This window comes from Lysinibacillus sp. BS3 (assembly GCF_039614735.1).
GTDB classification, from domain to species: domain Bacteria; phylum Bacillota; class Bacilli; order Bacillales_A; family Planococcaceae; genus Lysinibacillus; species Lysinibacillus capsici.
In genome coordinates this window covers 470,889-490,439 of the sequence record NZ_CP154860.1, presented here as the reverse complement: position 1 = coordinate 490,439, position 19,551 = coordinate 470,889, and the positions used below count along the sequence as shown (strand labels likewise).

25 protein-coding genes are annotated in these 19,551 nt (G+C 36.8%); 18 read left to right on the top strand and 7 right to left on the bottom strand.

Going from position 1 to position 19,551, the window contains the following annotated elements; all coding sequences use genetic code 11:
* Nucleotides 1-114 precede the first annotated feature (114 nt).
* The 7 genes from AAJG31_RS02485 (at nt 115) to AAJG31_RS02455 (ending at nt 8,225) form a co-directional block, all read left to right on the top strand.
* Nucleotides 115-1,746, top strand: coding sequence for a diguanylate cyclase (locus AAJG31_RS02485; RefSeq protein ID WP_279494929.1), 1,632 nt, complete (start codon nt 115-117; stop codon nt 1,744-1,746).
* A gap of 23 nt (nt 1,747-1,769) precedes the next feature.
* The gene (locus AAJG31_RS02480; RefSeq protein ID WP_048392951.1) at nt 1,770-2,132 is read left to right on the top strand and encodes a response regulator; all 363 of its coding nucleotides are present in this window, start codon (nt 1,770-1,772) and stop codon (nt 2,130-2,132) included.
* Nucleotides 2,125-4,917, top strand: coding sequence for an ATP-binding protein (locus AAJG31_RS02475; RefSeq protein WP_279494934.1), 2,793 nt, complete (start codon nt 2,125-2,127; stop codon nt 4,915-4,917). The genes AAJG31_RS02480 and AAJG31_RS02475 overlap by 8 nt, the downstream gene beginning before the upstream one ends.
* 552 nt (nt 4,918-5,469) lie before the next feature.
* On the top strand, nt 5,470-6,663 hold the full coding sequence (locus tag AAJG31_RS02470) for an MFS transporter (RefSeq protein WP_279494936.1): 1,194 nt from the start codon (nt 5,470-5,472) through the stop codon (nt 6,661-6,663).
* A gap of 117 nt (nt 6,664-6,780) precedes the next feature.
* Nucleotides 6,781-7,317, top strand: coding sequence for a TlpA disulfide reductase family protein (locus AAJG31_RS02465; protein WP_279494939.1), 537 nt, complete (start codon nt 6,781-6,783; stop codon nt 7,315-7,317).
* A gap of 99 nt (nt 7,318-7,416) precedes the next feature.
* Complete coding sequence (locus AAJG31_RS02460) at nt 7,417-7,755, top strand: hypothetical protein (protein WP_048392945.1); 339 nt, start codon at nt 7,417-7,419, stop codon at nt 7,753-7,755.
* Nucleotides 7,756-8,000: 245 nt separating this feature from the next.
* Nucleotides 8,001-8,225 carry a hypothetical protein gene (locus AAJG31_RS02455; RefSeq protein WP_281216475.1) on the top strand — a complete coding sequence of 75 codons (225 nt, stop codon included), beginning with the start codon at nt 8,001-8,003 and terminating at the stop codon, nt 8,223-8,225.
* Between the two features lie 50 nt (nt 8,226-8,275).
* On the opposite strand, the gene AAJG31_RS02450 is transcribed toward AAJG31_RS02455, so the two are convergent.
* The gene (locus tag AAJG31_RS02450; protein WP_279496330.1) at nt 8,276-8,788 is read right to left on the bottom strand and encodes a GNAT family N-acetyltransferase; all 513 of its coding nucleotides are present in this window, start codon (nt 8,786-8,788) and stop codon (nt 8,276-8,278) included.
* A 534-nt stretch (nt 8,789-9,322) separates the two neighbouring features.
* Between AAJG31_RS02450 and AAJG31_RS02445 the strand changes: the two genes are divergently transcribed.
* A complete protein-coding gene (locus AAJG31_RS02445; RefSeq protein ID WP_279494946.1) occupies nt 9,323-9,484 on the top strand; it encodes a hypothetical protein in 162 nt (53 codons plus the stop codon).
* A gap of 73 nt (nt 9,485-9,557) precedes the next feature.
* Here the strand turns inward: AAJG31_RS02445 and AAJG31_RS02440 are convergent, their stop codons facing one another.
* A complete protein-coding gene (locus AAJG31_RS02440) occupies nt 9,558-10,433 on the bottom strand; it encodes a DMT family transporter (RefSeq protein WP_259950771.1) in 876 nt (291 codons plus the stop codon).
* Between the two features lie 206 nt (nt 10,434-10,639).
* Between AAJG31_RS02440 and AAJG31_RS02435 the strand changes: the two genes are divergently transcribed.
* The 3 genes from AAJG31_RS02435 (at nt 10,640) to AAJG31_RS02425 (ending at nt 12,064) form a co-directional block, all read left to right on the top strand.
* Nucleotides 10,640-11,128: an Lrp/AsnC family transcriptional regulator gene (locus AAJG31_RS02435; protein ID WP_259950722.1), complete on the top strand. Its 489-nt coding sequence runs from the start codon at nt 10,640-10,642 to the stop codon at nt 11,126-11,128.
* A 222-nt stretch (nt 11,129-11,350) separates the two neighbouring features.
* Nucleotides 11,351-11,629, top strand: coding sequence for a metalloregulator ArsR/SmtB family transcription factor (locus AAJG31_RS02430; protein WP_054548639.1), 279 nt, complete (start codon nt 11,351-11,353; stop codon nt 11,627-11,629).
* Nucleotides 11,630-11,680: 51 nt separating this feature from the next.
* Nucleotides 11,681-12,064 (top strand): VOC family protein, encoded by a 384-nt coding sequence (locus tag AAJG31_RS02425; protein WP_048392938.1) that lies wholly within the window; start codon nt 11,681-11,683, stop codon nt 12,062-12,064.
* 46 nt (nt 12,065-12,110) lie between these two features.
* On the opposite strand, the gene AAJG31_RS02420 is transcribed toward AAJG31_RS02425, so the two are convergent.
* A complete protein-coding gene (locus tag AAJG31_RS02420) occupies nt 12,111-12,284 on the bottom strand; it encodes a hypothetical protein (RefSeq protein ID WP_197078723.1) in 174 nt (57 codons plus the stop codon).
* 91 nt (nt 12,285-12,375) lie between these two features.
* The gene (locus tag AAJG31_RS02415) at nt 12,376-13,221 is read right to left on the bottom strand and encodes a copper amine oxidase N-terminal domain-containing protein (RefSeq protein ID WP_048392936.1); all 846 of its coding nucleotides are present in this window, start codon (nt 13,219-13,221) and stop codon (nt 12,376-12,378) included.
* 299 nt (nt 13,222-13,520) lie between these two features.
* Between AAJG31_RS02415 and AAJG31_RS02410 the strand changes: the two genes are divergently transcribed.
* Nucleotides 13,521-13,685 (top strand): hypothetical protein, encoded by a 165-nt coding sequence (locus tag AAJG31_RS02410; protein WP_004230164.1) that lies wholly within the window; start codon nt 13,521-13,523, stop codon nt 13,683-13,685.
* 521 nt (nt 13,686-14,206) lie between these two features.
* On the opposite strand, the gene AAJG31_RS02405 is transcribed toward AAJG31_RS02410, so the two are convergent.
* Nucleotides 14,207-14,686 (bottom strand): DinB family protein, encoded by a 480-nt coding sequence (locus AAJG31_RS02405; protein ID WP_279494951.1) that lies wholly within the window; start codon nt 14,684-14,686, stop codon nt 14,207-14,209.
* A gap of 87 nt (nt 14,687-14,773) precedes the next feature.
* Entirely contained in the window at nt 14,774-15,391 is a 618-nt protein-coding gene (locus AAJG31_RS02400; RefSeq protein ID WP_279494952.1) for a LysE family translocator, read from the bottom strand.
* A 213-nt stretch (nt 15,392-15,604) separates the two neighbouring features.
* Here AAJG31_RS02400 and fabZ point away from each other — a divergent pair, with 213 nt between their 5' ends.
* From fabZ to AAJG31_RS02375, 5 genes are all read left to right on the top strand, one after another.
* Nucleotides 15,605-16,030 carry a 3-hydroxyacyl-ACP dehydratase FabZ gene (fabZ, locus tag AAJG31_RS02395; protein WP_279494953.1) on the top strand — a complete coding sequence of 142 codons (426 nt, stop codon included), beginning with the start codon at nt 15,605-15,607 and terminating at the stop codon, nt 16,028-16,030.
* A 17-nt stretch (nt 16,031-16,047) separates the two neighbouring features.
* Complete coding sequence (locus AAJG31_RS02390; RefSeq protein ID WP_054548621.1) at nt 16,048-16,230, top strand: hypothetical protein; 183 nt, start codon at nt 16,048-16,050, stop codon at nt 16,228-16,230.
* An 88-nt stretch (nt 16,231-16,318) separates the two neighbouring features.
* Nucleotides 16,319-16,813, top strand: a complete 495-nt coding sequence (locus tag AAJG31_RS02385) for a hydroxymyristoyl-ACP dehydratase (RefSeq protein WP_279494954.1) — start codon at nt 16,319-16,321, stop codon at nt 16,811-16,813.
* Complete coding sequence (locus tag AAJG31_RS02380) at nt 16,797-17,255, top strand: DinB family protein (protein ID WP_279494956.1); 459 nt, start codon at nt 16,797-16,799, stop codon at nt 17,253-17,255. The genes AAJG31_RS02385 and AAJG31_RS02380 overlap by 17 nt, the downstream gene beginning before the upstream one ends.
* 63 nt (nt 17,256-17,318) lie before the next feature.
* Complete coding sequence (locus tag AAJG31_RS02375) at nt 17,319-18,065, top strand: polysaccharide deacetylase family protein (RefSeq protein ID WP_279494957.1); 747 nt, start codon at nt 17,319-17,321, stop codon at nt 18,063-18,065.
* Between the two features lie 43 nt (nt 18,066-18,108).
* On the opposite strand, the gene AAJG31_RS02370 is transcribed toward AAJG31_RS02375, so the two are convergent.
* On the bottom strand, nt 18,109-18,387 hold the full coding sequence (locus AAJG31_RS02370; RefSeq protein WP_048392921.1) for a hypothetical protein: 279 nt from the start codon (nt 18,385-18,387) through the stop codon (nt 18,109-18,111).
* A 131-nt stretch (nt 18,388-18,518) separates the two neighbouring features.
* On the opposite strand from AAJG31_RS02370, the gene AAJG31_RS02365 reads away from it, so the two are divergent.
* Nucleotides 18,519-19,292, top strand: coding sequence for a GNAT family N-acetyltransferase (locus tag AAJG31_RS02365; protein ID WP_115673563.1), 774 nt, complete (start codon nt 18,519-18,521; stop codon nt 19,290-19,292).
* Nucleotides 19,293-19,551: the final 259 nt, after the last annotated feature.

Here is a 19,551-nt window from a genome sequence, read left to right as displayed (position 1 = left end):
AAGAGGGGCTTAAAAGAAAGGGATTCATTACAATAAACGTTCAAAATCTGCCGTGGTTTTTACAAAATAGTAAGTTATAATTTATAGAAGTATGATTGATTGGAGAGAAATAGGATGGAAACAGCTAAATATCACCGAATGGTTTATACACGTATATGTGAAAATTTACAAAAATGGGATAATAGTGACTTTGTTAGAGAAGACGAGCTCTATTCATTTTTACATACGTTAAAAGGCACCGCTGGATCAATCGGTTTACATGAATTAACGTCGATTGCTCGTGAAAAGCTAGAGCTTTTGAATGAAGACAGTAACAAGCAATGGACCCAATCAGAATGGAAAAAGTTTCTTGCTCCATTTATTGAAAGCGTCCATTTTTATAAAGAAAATGATTCAATGACACAATATATGGAACATCCTACAACCATCATTAAAAATCCAGCAAAACAAGATTTTATTCTGATAATAGATGATGATGTTGTATTTATTTCCTATTTAAAAAATGTTTTAGAGAAAAAGGGCTACTCTGTCATTGCAGCTCATAATGGTAAACGAGGATTAGCGTTAATTTATGAATTGCAACCATCCATCGTATTTCTAGATATCATGCTTCCAGATTCTAATGGCTTTTCTATTTTAGACAATATTAAAAAGACGAAAAAAGAGCTCATGTTTGTGACAGTGATTAGTAGTAATGATTGTAAAGAAAATCGTATTCGCACATTGGAGATGGGTGCCATGGATTTTATGGCAAAGCCCATTGATGAAGAGCTATTAATCGCTTATGTTTCCAATCGCTTAGCCTATAAAAGAGAATTAGAACAGGCTATCGTCATTGACGAATTAACCCAAATTTATAATCGTAAATTTATGGAATCGCAAATGAAGCTTTTCATTAAACACCATCAGCAACACAAAGAACATTTTTCAATTGCGATGATCGATTTAGATTATTTTAAAAAAGTAAATGATACATATGGTCACCTAGTGGGGGATGAGGTGCTTAAGGGTTTCGCTTCATTGGTGAAGGAGCTAAAAGGAGCTGAAGAAATTGCTTGTCGCTATGGTGGAGAAGAATTTGTAATTTTAATGCCTCGTACAACTAAAAAAGAGGCATTTATTTTTATTGAAAAACTTCGTACCTCCATGGAGAAAAAGACATTTACAGCAAATGGAACTAGCTTCCATGTTACATTTTCGAGTGGAATTGCGGAAGCCACTTCTACCAATTTACATCCTAAAAAGATGCTAGAAGAGGCAGATCAAGCACTTTATACGGCCAAGCAATTAGGGAGAAATCAAACGATCATCTTTGATAACGTAGCTGCTGTGGAGAAAAGAAAGGTGAAAATTAAGATCGTTGTCATTGATGATGTGTATATTATTCGTGATCTGATTACCAATCATTTTAAGCATTTGGAGGAAAATGACGATTATAGGATTGAAACATTATCATTTCCTGATGGCATTAGTTTTCTGGAATCCAATTGGTATGACCCTGCATGCAAATACATTATCTTATTAGATTGGATATTGCCGCAAATGGACGGCATCGAGGTGCTGAGTAAGATAAGAGAGCAGCATGCTTCAAGTAATGTAATCGTCTCCATGCTAACTTCACGTGTGGGGGAGGAATACGTCATGAAGGCTTTCATTAATGGGGCGGATGATTATATTGTGAAGCCGTTTAATGTGGCTGAAGTATCAGAACGTATTGTTCGTTTAATTCATCAAATGTTTCTTTAATGGGAAAGGGAGAAAAAGACAGGATGGCTAGAATTTTAGTAGTAGATGATGAAGAAATATTACGCATGTTAATACGTGAAACATTAGAAGATTTAGAATTTGATATTGATGAGGCAGAGGATGGCGAAGAAGCCCTAAAAAAAATGATGGAAAGCTCCTATGATTTAATGATACTCGACTATATGATGCCGAATTTAACAGGAATTGAGGTGATCGAGCTTCTCCCACAAGAGATTAAAATGTCGATGCCTATTCTCATGCTGACAGCAAAATCACAGGAAAGTGATCGTCAAAAGGTATTTGATTTAGGGGCAGATTACTTTATGTCCAAACCGTTTAGTCCCATTAAGCTAATGAACCTGGTGGAGGACATCTTAAATGATTAAGTCGACACCCTTGCTGAATAAAAGTATACGCAGCCAATTCTTTAAAATGCTGCTTTTTCTAGTTGTTAGCTTTTTAATCATCATTGCTGCTTTTCTTGTCGTAGTCAATGCAAGTCAAAATGCCTTACAGCAGAAGAGAGAGCAAATGTATGAAAAATCAATGCTTGTGGATGAATTGGAAGAAAATTTTAATGGCATATTTTTTCGAGCAAGGGGCTACTATGCCTTTCAAAATGAGCAGGAATTAAAGCTATTGTATGAAAATTTGGAGAATTTCGAAGTTCTATTACAGAAGTTTTCGCAACTGGATTTAACGGAAGAAGAACGAGGGCTCTATAATGAGCTAGTTGATTTTCATTATAATTATAAAACGGTTACTCTCCCAAAAGGGTTAAGCTTTGCGAAGATGGGGGATTATGAGGCTTTGCGAGAGCTTTCGAATAGTGGCGCAAATGACCTTGTCAATAAATTTATTGCCTATACAAAATCCTATAAGAAAAAAACAGACCACTCCTTAAACCAAATTTTTAGCAAGACAGTGGAGCAGGGGCAATTATTTACTTTTATTTCGCTCATGATTAGCGGTCTCATTTTACTATTTGTTGGGGTCATTTTACGAAGAGTGCTGAATAATATGATTCGACCAATTGAACAATTAACACTTGCGACAAACGCTTTGGCGTCAGGGAAATCCATTGATTTAGGTAATCTTGTACAAAAGGAGGATGAGTTAGGCATTCTAGCGAACTCATTTCTTAAAATGATACTCTCCATTCAGGATAAGGAAGAGGTACTGACCACTCAAAATGAGGAGCTTTTAGCGCAGCAGGACGAGCTTCAAGAAAATCAGCTACAATTACAAAATTCATTAAATTATTTAGAAAAGTATAATCAATTAAATCATGTACTAACCTTTACGTTAAATAAACAGAAACTAATCGATAATCTCCATAATTATTTAAACGACATTTATCAATATGATACGAGTGTGCTGTATTGGATGGAGGGCAATGTTTATGCGACAAAAGGTTTATCACACCAATCTGCTGCAGCCCTAGTTGAAAATTTTGACATGGATAAACAAGCACGATTAAAGCAGGAAAAATCCTTTGTTATTACACGTCAATTGACAGCAAATGAAAAAGGAATTGCACAAGAGTCTTATTATGCCTATGACTTGTATTCTTCCGTGTTTAATTCTAAACGAGAGCTAGTCGCTATTTTAATGGCGACACGAGAGGGGCATCCCCATAATGATCGGGATATAGATAGTTTAAACGGACTATTAAATCGTGTGTCCATCGCATTTGAACGTATTCTTATGTATGAAGAGGTAGAAAAATCGAGGACGTTAAATCAAACGATTATTGATAATGTCAACGAAGGAATCCAGTTAGTTTCTGCTACAGGCGATACCGTTCTTATCAATAGAGCGCTATGTGGTATTGTCAACCTCCTTAACTTGACAACAGAAACAAGTATCCCTAAAAAGGATTGGCTACAGCATTTTCAAAAATGTAGTGCCCAACCTGATGAATTAATTGAATTTTTAGAGGCATCTATTATGGAGAGCTTTGAGGAGACACGAAAATGCCGCTATTGTATGACGGCTGAACATGAAATCTTTGTCGAGGTGTATGCAACTTGTCTTTTTGATGGACAGGAAAAAGTAGGCACAATTTTTGTGCATCGTGATATTACAAGAGAATATGAAGTAGATCAAATGAAATCCGAATTAGTGAGTACGGTAAGTCATGAACTGCGAACGCCTTTATCGAGCGTACTTGGCTTTACAGAGCTTCTGTTAACGAAAAATATAAAACCCGAACGACAAAATAAATATATCGATACAATTCATAGAGAAGCGGTACGACTAACCAATCTTATAAATGACTTCTTGGATTTACAGCGAATGGAGTCAGGCAAGCAGCAATATAACATGGAGACACTACAATTAAATGAAATAGCCTTTGAAATTGTCAATCGCTTCCGACATGAGCAAAAGCATAATGTCCATCTAATTGATAAGGCAAGAGAGGTCTATGTTAATGCAGATCAAGATAGGCTCGTCCAATTATTTATTAATTTAATAGGAAATGCGATTAAATTTTCTCCACAAGGTGGGGATGTGGAGATTTTGTTAGAAAACAAAAATAATAGCATCCAAGTGAGTATAAAAGATGAGGGGATTGGCATATCTAAACAGGATATTGCTCAGTTGTTCCAAAAATTCAAACGAATCGATAATAGTTTAAGACGTAAAATAGGAGGAACTGGACTGGGTCTTTCCATTTGTAGAGAAATCATCTTAAAGCATGAGGGAGAAATATGGATAGAGTCAGAAGAGGGACAAGGTACTACTGTGTACTTTACTTTACCACTCGCAAATAACACTATCACCTTCGATGAAGAGGATGTAATGGAGGATAGCAACGGCTTAAACATTATGCTTGTTGAGGATGACTTAAGCTTAGCTCTACTGTTGTCTGAAGAGCTAAAAAGCAAGGGCTTTACCGTGATTCATCATCATGACCCAAAAAAAGCTTTTGAAGATACACTCAATACGCCTTTACTTGGTATTGTGATTGACATAATGCTGGGCGAAGAAATGAGCGGCTGGGATTTAGTCCGTGCACTAAGGGAAAGAGAGCATACAAAAGAGATACCGATTATTATATCCTCAGCATTAGATGAGGTAAAAGAAATGGTGGACCAATTTCAAATTAAAAAATACTTAACCAAACCATATCCACCTGAAGAAATATCAAAACTGTTTGTGAAATAATAGGATAGCTTGATTCATTGTCCGTAGCATTATATTGTAAGGAAAATGTGAGCAGTAGCTTAAATTCATAAAAACTATAATAGGTGAAGCCAAAGCGTATGTCGAAAGTTGCCCCATTCAACCAGGCATTAACCGAGTCTCTATCAATTCATTTTTGAAGGCGAACAACTTAAAACTAGAAAAATAAGTTTCGTGAATTTTTCTTCAAAAATGTGTAACCTTTGCCAAGCTGGCACGACTACTATACTAGTAGAATACAAAACACTAAAGCAAACTAGTAGGTTTCACTTTTCACAAAAAGACCAGGGCTCAAATTTTTTGAGAACACCTGGTCTTTTTGCGTGCTGGCAACAAAGTGGAAGTAATGCTAAAATAAGGTAAATACTTTAGAATTTTCATGAAATTTAATCAAAATCACGCATAGAAATTTGAAAAAAATGAAATCCCCCATCGTTTTTTCAACTAGGCGTAAAAAGGAGTTCAGACATGCAGGTTCGTCCAATTTAAAAATCTCCCAAGAAAAAATAAAATCTTAATTTTGGGGGATAAAACGTGTTTAAAAACCGATCTTTTTCACTTTTATTGACAGGTCAATCTTTAGCGGATATTGGTGATATTCTCTATATAGTAAGCGTGATTAGTATAATTTATCGTTTCACCAACTCAGCGATTGCTACTTCCTTCGTACCGTTTATTATTACTACTTGTATGTTGATTTCCAGTTTGCTAACACCTCTTATTACGACAAAAGTGTCGTTGAATCAACTGCTAACTATTTCTCAAGGCTTTAAAACCGCTGTCATTTTGGGCCTTGCCTTGTATGTACAATGGGTAGGCGACCAGCCGATGATTGGCTTTGTGTTTTTATTGATTGGGATGGTTGCGTTTTTGGATGGTTGTGCCAATCCTATTCGTCAATCCTTGCTGCCTCATTATGTGGAAGAAAAGGATTTATTGCGAGCAAATAGTATTGCAGAAACGGTTATCCAATCCATTCAGGTGGGTTCTTGGTTTGTTGGCAGTTCCTTGCTGCTTCTCTTTACACCATCACAGCTTATATGGGGCGTTGTCGTCCTTTTTTTCATGGCAACATTGCTTTTAAAGCTTTTACCAGATGTGGCACGTATGGAACGTCCACAAAAAAAGAAATGGGTGTTATTTATGCAGGGGTGGCAATCCATCCATCAAACACCTGTACTAAAGGTAGCTGCACGAATGGATTTACTGGAATCAATGGCAGGTGCAGTGTGGGTCGCAGCGATTTTACTTGTTTTTGTAGAAGAAGCATTGCAGGCTTCTTCTCAATGGTGGGGTTATCTCAACGGCATTTTTTTTATTGGCATGATTATAGGGAGTATGATTTGTTTAAAATGGACCAAATTTATTGAGCGTAAGAAAGCTATGTTCATAAGTGGAGGTGCGCTGTTGTCCGCTATTTTTACATTATTCTTTGCGGTTAGTATCACACCATTGATGGCTTTACTCTGTTCTTTGCTGATTGGCTTATGTGGGCAATTAAAAAACATTCCACAGCAAACCATCATTCAAACAAGTGTCTCAAAGGAGAAATTACCAACGGTGTATACATCGTTGAATGTCATTGTAACAGGGGTATTCGGCCTTTCATCTTTAATGATGGGCATGTTGTCAGAATGGTATGGGATACGAGTTGTTTTTTTCCTTTCAGCTAGTATGCTACTTCTCGTAAGTGTGATTGCCTATAAAAATAAAACATCATTCACGTAAGAAAGAGTAGCCCTTACTTTTAGAGTAGGGGCTATTTTTTATAAAAAGTTCATATTCTGTTAGTTGATAGTATGGTAAAATATACAAATATTTGTATATTTTAAAAGGAGAGTTAGTATGAATCGTAAAAAAATAAGTTTCATTATCTCTGCACTTATCATAGCAATCTTTATTGGTGTGGCATTAAAAAATGTTTTTTTCCAAGCATCTCTTACACCATCAATGACTGTTTTGGAGGATGGCACCAAACAAATTAATTATGAAACTGCTTTAACAAAGCTAGATCAATCCTCCACAACGTTTGAGGCATATAAGGGCAAAATAGTAGTAGTGAATTTTTGGGCGTCCTGGTGTGGACCTTGTCAAAAGGAAGCACCTGAACTAGAGGCATTCTATCAACAAAAATCAAAGGATGTCGAGCTGCTAGCCATCAATGCCACAGCCTATGATAGCTATAAGAAGGCAGCAGCATTTAAGGATACCTATGATTTATCATTTCCTATCTTCCTAGACGAAGAGGGAGTACTACAGAAAACGTTTGAAGTGGTGAATTATCCTAGTACCTTTATCTTTGATAAAGAAGGAAAATTACAGCACAGCGTGAAAGGCGAACTCACTCAACAACAATTAATACAATTGATTGATGATCTCTAAGAACAGAATAAGTCTTATAGACAATATATTTAGAAAAATGAAACTTTTTCTAAAAAGATGCGTAGAAGTAGCTAAAGAAAAAAGGAAGGGGCTCCTTTAATGCCACGGAAACACATGATTATTATCATCATTGCATGGATTGTAGAAATATCGTTGACGTACTGGGTTGCCACAATATTCTCTGTGCGATTTATCGAAGTGATGTTTTTCACGGGCATTGCCTTTACCTTAGGAACGTTTTACTTTTCGAGTAGCGGTGGAGCGATGTCAAGGCTTTATACATCCCAAGTGAGTGCACAAACAGGGATCATTCATGAGCGAGAACGGTTCAAGGTTAAACTTGGGCCCGTATTTATAGCGTCACTGATATTTTTCCTTATTGGATTGGTATTCTTTATTTTACTTGTAACAGGCATTATTCCACCACAAAAGGTGTGAAAGTTATTGGCTTCCACCTGCAAAAAATCAAGATGGCTAGGTGCTCATTTTGATTTTTTTGCGTTGTATAGAATTTGTAGAGTGCTATATTATAAAATAGGCTTCGATAATTGTATTTTTACAATTATAAAGGGATAAAAAGGTAACTATTATACTATAATTACCCTTCGTTATTAGTAATTTGTCATGCAAAATATGTATATCTATGGAGGTATACAAGATGTTAAAGGAGCTATCAAACCGCAGTGCCCCAAAATCCAAACCAACAAAATAGAGAAAAGAGTAGACACCAAGAACCTGACGTTCAGTATAATGCTATGCTAGAGATTCAAACAATGGAAAGTAGCATAAAAAGATACATAACAGTGCATGGTGATCACTTGAATGCAGCTGAATATCATTCTTTACTGCAAATGATTAAGAGTTTAGAGGAATTGAAAACAGCGATTAAAGAGGTCTCATTAGATTAGGCACATTCTTTTAAATTGGATGATCTGACAATACGGTTTGTCAGATCATCCTAGGAATTAATCCACCGGTAATAAGTAAAAGTGAAGTTTTGACCATTCATTTCAAATGATTCTCCGCTTCTATCCAATTGTTTAAAACCATTTTTTTCTAATACTTTTTGAGAGGCTATATTGTTCGTTGTTGTTTGTGCATCAATGATGAGCATGCCTTGCTGGCGCATAAGGTCTAATACTAATTCTAAGGCTGTATGGGCAACCCCTTTCCCACTAAATTCTTGTCCTACTCTATAACCGATATGGCCTAATCGTTGATCCTTATTAATATCGATTACATTGATTCTTCCTATAATTTCTTCAAGTTCATTTTTTATTAGATAGAAATAGGATTGCTGTTGTGCTTGCTCCTCTAAAAGCATGTCATTTTTTCTTATGAAATTTGGTAATTCGTAATAGTCATCCCCTCGACTTGGGACTGTTTTTTCAAAATAGGCCCTATTTTTAACCTCAAATGCATATAAGTTTTCAAAATCACCCTGTGTTAATGTTTCTAATCGAATTTTCATGGCATCTCCAATCAATTTTGGTTTTTCTTTCATTATACCTGTAGTCTAGGGTTAATCTCACTCAATTTTTTGATTGTTCAGATTTTGTAGATGTGTGGATAGACATGAATACTGGTTTGCTTTTTCAGCCAAAAAAGGACCGTCATTAAAAAGACCCACTTCCTGTCGGGTTTAGTGAATTAAATAGTGAGCGGACAAGTAAATTAGTAGAGGCATTGAGATTTTTTAAGAGAGTCCTGTAATTTTCAAAATGTGGAAGCACTTGTTCCACTAGAAAATGAACTTAGGTTGGTTCAAGTCTACCTCTATATACAGTAGGAGCGTTTTGGCAAGCGTATTCAGGTTGTATGGCAACTAGAGTCGGAGACAACTGTCCTCATCCCATCAATGACTAACCAGCCATTAATTGAAAATGCATTAAAGCATGGAATGTTAAAGCGTTCTGACGGGGGAACGATACATATTCGTATTATCAATTTTGATACCCATCTCGAAATCACCGAAGCGGATAATCGTTGGAATGGATGAAGACAATTGGCAAAACTACTGCAGCCTCAAGAACGCTCATCCAGCAGTAATCAATATCCATATAAGATTGCAACACCATTATGGGCAAGGTTTACGTATGACAAGCAAGCTTCACGAAGGAACGGTGTTTCATTTGTGGTAGTAGCAAAAAAACATCTACATCATTAGATGCATTGCCTCTCGATGAGTTTTAAGAGGGGGAATGCATCTTTTATTATTTGCAAGTTTGAAAAATAGAAATTTAGAGCACAGCCTGAGGCGTCTTCGTTTTAAAATGTGTGAATAAGTAGCATCCCAAAATCACGATGATTCCCCCAATGCCTTGCAGCCAGCTTAGCTGTTCACCGATAAATAAAAAGGCGAGCAATGCTGTAAAAATAGGATTAAAGTTTAGAAAAATACCAGAGGTGGTGGCACCTAATTGTTGAACGCCAATATTCCAAAATACCATACAAACTACTGTAGAGATGACCCCTGTATAAAGAAGCGAAAGGATGAAAGAGGAGTCGATTTCGGAGAAGGTAAAATCCGTAATCGTGAATGGGACTAGGATGAGTACCCCAAACAAACCTGCATACAATGTCGCCATTAACGGAGAGGTTGTTTGCATAGCCCACTTACTACATACAGAATAAAGTCCCCATACGCAAACGGCTGCCACCATCCATAAATCTCCTGTATTCAATTGGAAGTGCCATAACAGCTGCCAATCTCCTTTCGAAAGGACAAGAAAAACACCAATTAAAGAGAGTACCATCGCCAGAAGTTGCCAGCCATTTATTTTTTCTTTCAGAAAGGCGAAGGAAAAAAGGGCGATGGACATGGTATTCATTGTAGAAATAAGACCAGCATTCGTGGATGTTGTTCGTTCCAACGCTAAAAATTGAAATATATTAAATAAGGCAACACCTGTAATGCCCATCAGGAATAATGGCACAAGAGCGGCTTTAGCAGGAACCAATCTCTTCTCTTTCCACCAAACTAACGGTAGCAGGACGATCACTGCGATCAGCCATCTGACCAACGTTAAGGTCATTGGAGAGGCATGAGCCACTAGCGTCTTAGCCACAACAAAATTGCCTCCCCATAGTAAGCTCGTGACAAGCATTAAGCCCATATAAAATTTAACCACAGTATAGGTACACTCCTTTTGCTTTTATGTATAATAAGAATCATAGCACTATTAGTGATTTATCAGTATAATATTTTGTATAATTGAATAAAATCAAAATAATCGAAAGTTATTTAATGAATATCAAAATAATATTTTGAAATCGCATTAAAAACTTCCTTGTCTAAAAATAATCAAAAGAGGAGAAAACAATGGAGGATATAAAAAATAAAGGATTAGATAATGTCGATCTGCAATTATTAGCGATTTTGCAGCGAGAGGTTCAGATTAGCAATGCGGAATTAGCTAGACGGGTGAATTTGTCCCCACCAGCAACCCATACAAGGGTGAAACGTCTAGAAAATGAAGGCTATATTGATCAACAAGTCGCAATTTTAAATCAGGAGAAACTAGGGTTTGATTTATTGTGCTATATATTTATGAGCACAAATATTCATCAGGAGAAGGAAATAGAGGAGTTAGAAAACAGCTTGAAAACAATGACCGAAATTTTGGAATGTCATTGCTTAACAGGTGCCTATGATTATTTGTTAAAGGTCGTAATTCGAGACCGCCAAGACTTAAATCAATTTATTCGAAAATTAAATAAGCTTGGCGTTTCTAGAATTCAAACGAATTTATCCTTACGAGAAATTAAATATTCTACAGTGTTACCGATCGAAGAAAAACAGCAAGTCTGAGTAAGCTAACTCAGGCTTGCTGTTTTTTACTCATGATAGGTAAGCAGCCGCTTTAAACGAGTATAAAGTCGTCCTAAAAAGTTAGTTACCACTCTAAATGAGTAGAGCCCCGCTCCTAAAGATTCACCCTGTTCAAATAAGGAGACCACACGTACAAAAATCATACAACCCACAAGTTGCTTATAGTTGACATGCAACCATAGAGTTGCCTATAATCAAGCTATGAATTGGGATAAAGACGCTGTTTTTAAAGCACTAGGGGACTCGACTCGGAGACTTATATTAGATGAACTGGCTGAGTGTGATGAGATGACGTTGTATGAATTGACGGTGCGTCTTCTAATGAAACATGAACTTTCCATTTCGAGGCAGGGGATTGCTAAGCATCTGTCTGTCTTAGAGAGTGCTGGACTCGTCCTATCACAGCGAAAGGGAAAATATAGAGTCATTCTTTTCAATAAGGAACCACTTAAAGATTTACTGAAAGGATGGGTAGAATAAAGTTTACGTGTGAAGGATGCTTCTTAAACGACTTAAAAGGAGGAAAAGCAATTGAATATTATTGTCAACAGTATCTTTGTACAAGATCAGGAAAAGGCACTGGCATTTTATATGGAAAAGCTAGGGTTTGTAAAAAAGGAGGATGTCCCAGTAGGAAAACATAGATGGCTAACGCTTGTGTCGCCTGATGATTTAGAGGGCACTGAGCTATTACTTGAGCCAGATGAGCATCCTGCAGCAAAGGACTATCAAAGGAGGATTTTCGCTGAAGGCATTCCAGCAACAATGTTTGGAGTTGCTGATTTAGAAAAGGAGTATAGCCGTTTATTGGAGAAAGGCGTTGAATTTACACTTAAGCCGACAAAAGCGGGAGAAGTCACAATAGCAGTTTTTAATGATACATGTGGCAACCTTATTCAGATTATACAAAAATAGTGTAGAAAAGCGTGTTTGATATTTTTTATCAAACACGCTTTTCTCATTACTCAGCCATTACCCAACCTTGATCATCGTTCAAAACGTTTAGATTTTCTTTTGGCTGCGCATTTACGGTCTGTTCTTTGGCTTCTGCTTCCTCGCTGGGCGGAGCTTCTTCCGACGAACAAGCAGATAAAAGGAATAGTAGCGCTATACTTAATGATAGGAATTTCTGCATGAGGCAAACCTCCATCAATCAATCGTTGATATGAATATTTTGCACATCTTTTTACAGAATATGTTGTGTATAGCTGCCATTAAAAATTTTTTTAAGCGACTGTATTACTAATTATTTTGCTAAAGCCATTATTATATGCACTATTAATCAGTTGCTGTATTGACTTCACTGCTTGCTCAGAGAAAATATACCAGTTATCGCCATCGAAATCATGGAGTAAATACTCAGGATAGCCTTGTAATAATTCCTCTGGGAAAGGTTGATTTAATGTATAGATATCATATTGTCGAACACTGTTTTGATCATGGCTCATAAAATCAAATTGACCAAGCTTGTAATAAGATCCAGGAGTTTCTAGATTGAGGTGCCAATAATAATCTTTCGGAGCCTCTACTTTGTCGCCTTTCTTTTCTTGGAAAATTTTGAAAAGTGCTTGGTGATAGGCATTGCCCTTGATGTCCTGAATGACACCACCCATTGTCATATGGTATTCATAGCGTAGTACCTTGATTTTTTCATCTTCAATTAGCAATGGTTCAGTCGTAATATTCACTGTGCCATCATTATAATGCACTTGGCTGCCGAATGTTTCAGCAATAAAGCGAATTGGTACATAGGTGCGATTGTTTTTCATGTATGGTTGTACATCCAATTGCTCTTTTTGACCATTTTTAATGACTGTTCGGTTATTAAGATTCAATTTAATGGTTGTTTGATCCATTGAAAGGGTGATTTGTGAATCCTGCCAATGAACTTGCGCACCAAGATTTTCACTGATCACTCGTAATGGCACCATTGTTCGATTGTTTTTTTGCTCGGGTGCTGTATCAGATTTTACCACAACATCGTCGATTTTGATTTGTGTCGTTGCGGCATCAGCAGGTGTTGCTACAAATAATGTAGATGTTAAAAATAGCCCTGTAAAAAATTTTTTCATGGTATATAACCTCCTTATACTTTAACACTTACCACCATCGGAAATTTTACCATAATATTCTTATGTATATAATAAAAACTTTACTATTTTTTCTTTTGGCTGGAAAAGGTTGTGTATCATCATCAATATTTTGGACTTGATTTCGCAGTGTGTCATTTAGATTAAAACCATCGTGTTGCTAGATATCAAAGTAAAGAAGTTGAAATAAAACACAAAATCACCACCGCTATTAGCAACTTTTTGACAGTGTATAATCTGTATTTGTTCTCGAATACTAATGCTGAAAGGAGGTTTTTTAAATGAAGTTTTTGACATGGGGCATTGTTGGTGCAGCATTATTTGCTGTGATGAAAGGCTACGGAAAATCGAATCAAGGACAAAAGGATAGCTTTCAACAAACAACTACGCCTGTACAATTAGTAGCCAATGCAAATCCGCTGACAGCCAATACACCGAAACAGTAGAACAAAAGCTTATAGATTATAGGGATCTATAAGCTTGCTATATTTTTATATAAATAACTATTATTGGCATATAGATGGTGAGAAGAACTCAATTTTACAAACGCTCACGACGATGGCTTGGAAGAAATTTTGTAATTATTTTACGGAACTGTACATAGGTATTCACAGGCCAAATTGTAGGCTTGTGCACCGTTAGCAATGCAACCATTTAAAGTAGCGGCTTTGGCAACAGTCTTTAAGAAATAATAAGACCTATGTCGCAAGGGAGCATCATCGAATTGACAAATTTGGATCAGCCTTCATGTCACATAAGGATTTTCAGGGACAAGGGAATAGAAGCAGACGCAAAAAAGCTTGGTCTAACACATATTTACACGGATGCTGGTCTTACAGCGGGACCATTTTTTGAACGGAAAGGATACCAAAAAACAAATGCATATCGCGTGATGAAAAGGACGGGTGAAAAGCATGAGTTATGTAAAGATTTTTGTTCTATTAAAACAAGAACAACAGACCCAGTATCAAACTCGGTCTGTTGCTTCGTTTAGGCATCGATAAATGGTTAAAATCGCTTGTAAATGCATACCTTCATGAAAGATGGTGCGTAACAGTACTTGTTCAATGGTTTGCATACCCATATCAATAGGAGGGAATTCCTCTGACAATCGATGGCCATACTGTTCCTTTAATTGTTCAGGCTGCTGAGCTAAATACTTCTTTAATTCCTCGAAGGATGGCGTTTCGTCGTCAAAATGCTTTGGCGATGTACCAAAGCCAAACCATTTCTTGAGAGCTTCTAAATCTATATCCTTTTCCTTTGTTAATGCCTCTATCCATAAATATTGATCGAGATAAACATGACCCATATTCCAGCGAATATTATTATGAAATCCAGCTGGGATGATGTTCGCTTTTTCTTCTGATACATGCTCGAGTAAGTGAAGCAGCTCGCCACGATAATTGGCTAGCTGCTGAAATAGATTTTCTTGACGTTGATTCAAATGTAACCCTCCTTTTTAATATTATTGGCTATTAAAACTCCATTTTCCTGCAAAAAAAGAAGAACACTTTTTGTGTTCTTCTCCAATTTATCTAATTTGTGTCTGTAATGCTAAACGGACACCGAGACCGATATAAACGAAGCCAACTGTCTTTTCGAGCCAGCGTGAGCTACCGCTTGTTTTTGTAAAGATTTTTTCGCCAATGAAGCTTGTAATTACTGCGAGTAGGATTGTATATAAAGCACTCATCACGACAAATGTTATACCGAGTGTTAGCAATTGGCTTGTGACAGATTGCTCGTTATGCTGAACAAATTGCGGTAGGAAGGCTAGGAAAAACAGTGCCGTCTTTGGATTGAGGATTTCTGCTAAAAAGCCTTGACGGAATGAAGTACTAGCAGGACTTTGTTCAACAGTCGGTTGCTCAATTTTCTTTGGCTTTGTGAGGAGCATCTGAATGCCTAAGTAAACAAGGTATGCCACGCCAATATATTTCACCACTTCAAAGGCAGTGGCTGATTTCATTAAAATAGCAGAGAGACCTAAAACAGCCGCTAATGTATGAACCAAGTCACCAAGACCGATACCTAAAGCTGTATAAATACCATTCTTTTTTCCGCTTTTTAATGTTTGTGTAATGGTAATAATAACTGCAGGACCTGGAATTAAAAATAATAAAAGAACTATTGCGATAAAAGATAACATGCGAAACCATCCTATTCTAATAAACTAATCATTCTAGGGTGAATGCATGGAATATTATATTCTAGCTATTGTGTGGCTGTCGATAAAGAAATATTGAAAAAATAATGAAAAATAATTCAGAAAACTAATGAATAATACTTATTAAATTTTATTACCTAGTACTAATATTTAGTGTTAGAATAAGATTATAAAAAATACGTTGGAGGAATTCATATGTTAACAAGTCAACAATTACAAGCTATTTTGCCACACCGATATCCATTTCTTTTGGTAGACCGTATTGTGGAGTTAGAAGAGGGCAAGCGCGCAGTGGGGTTGAAAAATGTAACGATTAATGAAGAGTTTTTTAAAGGTCATTTTCCACAGTATCCTGTGATGCCAGGTGTGCTAATTGTTGAAGCATTAGCACAGGTTAGTGCAGTGATTATGCTGACAAAGGCTGGGAATGAGGGAAGATTAGGTTTATTGGCAGGAATCGATCATTGTCGCTTTAAAAAGCAAGTAAAGCCTGGTGATCAGCTACATCTAGAAGTGGAGATTACGCGTGAGAAGGGCGCTGTTGGGAAAGGCAGAGGGATTGCAATGGTAGATGGAGAAATAGTTTGCGAGACGGATCTTGTTTTCGCTTTTGGATCTTAGAAAATGGAGGTTCTCGGTTGAATTACACATTTATGCTTTATATCGCCGTTTGTATCATGCAAATAGCGCTATTAGCGAATATTACGATTGCTAAAAGCGCTTGGAATGGGGTGATAATGTGGCTTTGTACGGTAGTTTATGTTTTCGCAACAGCTATTTTTGGATTAAGTAGAGCGCGGCAAAAAGACTCTCAAAAATAAACGACTTTGCTTCAATTCGTACTACACGGCTCTCTTTCCTTCATATAGTAAATGGAGTGAAAGTTTTAATATGAGAGGGTGAGGGGGTTTGAGGGTCGCTTTTATAGAACATAAAGAAGAACAGCTACAGCCAGAGCAAGCGTTGGCGAACGATTTCTGTGATCAATTTGTGCAAAAGATGCATAAAAATATATTGCATAAAAAGCTTGATGAGGATGTGTATCAGTCCTATTTTGTTATCCTTCAGCAACAATATACAAGGCAAGAGCTGCGATTTATTGTCCATCTGTTAAAGGTACAGGCAAATGAGATAATACGCATGAAGCCCATGTTTATTACCATGAGTGGTGTTATTTTATCCGTGTTTACATTGCTTGCTACAACCATGAATAGCAAGCTCATGATCGGCATGTCGCTTGTCCAAATCGTTGCATTAGCCGTCTTGAGTTTTAATGTCGCCATTATATGGATTTCCTTTAAAATTGAAATCGAACATAAGCGGGTGCAGGCAGTGATTGCATTATTAGATTATTACGTAACAATTGTTTCAGAAGGGAGTTACCTTCGTGCAAAAGACAGTTGAACAATTACATTATTGGCTTATAAAAGTACCAGAAGTATTTCGTGTGATGACAGAAGCGGAAATAACACAACGACCTGCTCCAAAAAAATGGTCCAAAAAAGAAGTAATCGGTCATTTATGTGATTCGGCTATTGTCAATCTTGAACGATTTCTTCAAGTTCAGAATGAAGCTTCACCCTATGTAGTGACTACATACGACCAAGTACAATGGGTCGCGTTACAGGGCTATCAGGAATTACCGATAGAAGATATTTTAATGTTGTGGACAAGCATCAACAAAAAAATCATGTATGTACTGGACCACCTTGATGAAGAGACATTGGCCCAGCCATGTGTGATGAATCAACAACAAAGGACATTGGGATGGTTGATAGAGGAGTATATGGAACATCTGGCACATCATATCCACCACCAAATTTTAATGAATGAATGTGAAACATAAGCATTTTTTTAGGAAATCCTCAAATAATAAAGTACGAAAATAATTATTTGGGGACGTGAAAATGTGAAAAAGTTTTTATTGCTTTTACTACCACTTAGTCTAATCACAGTGTCGCTTTTTTATGTAAAAGTGAGTTCTTCTGAAAATAAAGGAAGAAAGTATTATGAGGAAGCAGGTCAAATTCTTTGGGAAATTCAGACAGATGAAAAAATCATTGCCTTAACATTTGATGATGGGCCACATCGCAAATATACAGCGGATATCCTTGATGTATTGGAAAAATATAATGCAAAAGCAACCTTTTTTATTGTCGGTCAAAATGCAGAAAAAAATCCTGAGCTGATTACAAGAATGTACGAAGAAGGACATGAATTGGCCAATCATACCTATACACACCCTTTAAGAACAAATGTTACCAATTTAATGAAAGAAATACAGCAAACAGATGAAGTGATTGCAGGGATTACAGGCTATCAGCCAACATTATTTAGACCAGTTGAAGGACAATATACCGATGCGATGATTGATGCAATTTCAAAAAAAGGCTATAAGGTTGTTATGTGGTCTTGGCATTTAGATACGCTTGACTGGAAAAGCCCAGGTGTTCATCGCATCGTGAATACCGTTTTAAAAGGTGTGAAAGCAGGCAATATTGTCCTATTTCATGACGGTGGGGGAAATCGAGCACAAACGGTTCAGGCAATGGAACAAATCATACCGGAGCTTGAAAAACAGGGCTATCAGTTTGTGAAGGTTTCTGAATTATTGGAAATCCAAAGGACACATAAGAAAATGGAAAAAAAACAGTAGTGTTGAAGCAGAAACGTCTTCAACACTTTTCTTTATGTAAAGGTTATTTAAACATTTTTTTGATGTGTTTAAGCTCAGCAATTAAATAATCAATTTGTTTCTGCATATTATCTATTTTAACTGTTTGATGCCCATTTCCATTGCCATTATTCGTTTGAGAAGAATCATTGTTCGCGTTTTGGAGCGCTTCTAATGCGAGTCCCGCTGCAATGGTTTGTAAACCATCCCCTAATGTTGAAATGGCTGTGCCAATATAGGATAGCTTAGCCGCATAAATTTCTATGGATTCATTGCCTTGGCTCGGTTTATTATTTCTCCCCATTGTTTTTCCTCCTTACATTTGTCATTACTTGCATCATATGCGACAACAAGTGAAAAGGCGATTCCGATGATCGTTGAATGATTCACTAAAAATGGTAAAATTAGTACAATCAACGGATGGGGGGACTAGCATTGACACACCATGTAGAGCTGATTGAAATGAATAGTGAGCTGTTAGAGGGAAAGGGTAGCTTTTGTTTACGAAGCAAGAAAAAAACAGAGGGCTATCAGAACAAAAACAAATGGCTTAATCAACAATTTGAAAAGGGCTTACATTACATACAAGTACTTGAAAATCAAAAACAAGTAGGTTTTATAGAATATACAGACGCGGAATACTCTTCAAGAGTTGTACATGCAGATGGCTATGTGGTGATTCACTGTTTATGGGTAAGTGCAGTGGGTAAGGGCTATGGTACACAATTACTGAAGAGGTGCTTAAAGGATGCCAAGGAACGTGGGAAAAAGGGAGTGGTGGTCATTACAAATGACCAAACTTCCTGGACGCCAAGCAAGGATTTATTTTTACAGCATCAGTTTCAGCATATGGCAACAGCACTCAATGATTTTGAATTATGGGCCTTTCCATTTCATGAAAGCGTTGAACGGCCATACTTTCCTGATAATTGGCAGGAACGATTAACGAGATTTCCTCATTTAACGATTTTACGTTCCTTTCAATGTCCATATGTAGACGTCGCCACGGAAAATATTCAATTAGCTGCCGAAAAATTAGGATTGCAGCCAGTGCTGGTGGATCTTCAAACGAGAGAAGAGCTGATGGAGAAATCACCGACACCATATGGTATTTTTTCAGTAGTTTATAAAGGACAATTGATTGCCTTTCATCGATTAACCGTGCATTCCGTATATAAAAAACTGCAAAAACTCATGAATAATTTCTGATAGGATGCAACTTTTTTGGACACTGGCACGTTATATTCTTATAGCATTTCTATGATTCTTTGAGTTTTTTGTTGACTGCTACTAGGAAATGAGTAAAATTAAAAGGCAGTACCATAATATGCCTAAACTTAGTAGTATGATGGCTGAATAGGTGCTGGAATGCTAGTTATAATGAAGCATGATCGGACAAGGTCTGTCATGAAATTTTGACAGTCTTTTTCTTTTCGTCTTCTGGATAACCTGTTAAGATGGTAGTAGT

Bases quoted from the DNA above. Each gene is read 5' to 3' on its own strand.
- AAJG31_RS02485 (WP_279494929.1), top strand. From the start codon at position 115: ATGGAAACAGCTAAATATCACCGAATGGTTTATACACGTATATGTGAA.
- AAJG31_RS02480 (WP_048392951.1), top strand. From the start codon at position 1,770: ATGGCTAGAATTTTAGTAGTAGATGATGAAGAAATATTACGCATGTTA.
- AAJG31_RS02475 (WP_279494934.1), top strand. From the start codon at position 2,125: ATGATTAAGTCGACACCCTTGCTGAATAAAAGTATACGCAGCCAATTC.
- AAJG31_RS02465 (WP_279494939.1), top strand. From the start codon at position 6,781: ATGAATCGTAAAAAAATAAGTTTCATTATCTCTGCACTTATCATAGCA.
- AAJG31_RS02460 (WP_048392945.1), top strand. From the start codon at position 7,417: ATGCCACGGAAACACATGATTATTATCATCATTGCATGGATTGTAGAA.
- AAJG31_RS02450 (WP_279496330.1), bottom strand. From the start codon at position 8,788: ATGAAAATTCGATTAGAAACATTAACACAGGGTGATTTTGAAAACTTA.
- AAJG31_RS02440 (WP_259950771.1), bottom strand. From the start codon at position 10,433: ATGGGCTTAATGCTTGTCACGAGCTTACTATGGGGAGGCAATTTTGTT.
- AAJG31_RS02435 (WP_259950722.1), top strand. From the start codon at position 10,640: ATGGAGGATATAAAAAATAAAGGATTAGATAATGTCGATCTGCAATTA.
- AAJG31_RS02430 (WP_054548639.1), top strand. From the start codon at position 11,351: ATGAATTGGGATAAAGACGCTGTTTTTAAAGCACTAGGGGACTCGACT.
- AAJG31_RS02420 (WP_197078723.1), bottom strand. From the start codon at position 12,284: ATGCAGAAATTCCTATCATTAAGTATAGCGCTACTATTCCTTTTATCT.
- AAJG31_RS02415 (WP_048392936.1), bottom strand. From the start codon at position 13,221: ATGAAAAAATTTTTTACAGGGCTATTTTTAACATCTACATTATTTGTA.
- AAJG31_RS02410 (WP_004230164.1), top strand. From the start codon at position 13,521: ATGAAGTTTTTGACATGGGGCATTGTTGGTGCAGCATTATTTGCTGTG.
- AAJG31_RS02400 (WP_279494952.1), bottom strand. From the start codon at position 15,391: ATGTTATCTTTTATCGCAATAGTTCTTTTATTATTTTTAATTCCAGGT.
- fabZ (WP_279494953.1), top strand. From the start codon at position 15,605: ATGTTAACAAGTCAACAATTACAAGCTATTTTGCCACACCGATATCCA.
- AAJG31_RS02370 (WP_048392921.1), bottom strand. From the start codon at position 18,387: ATGGGGAGAAATAATAAACCGAGCCAAGGCAATGAATCCATAGAAATT.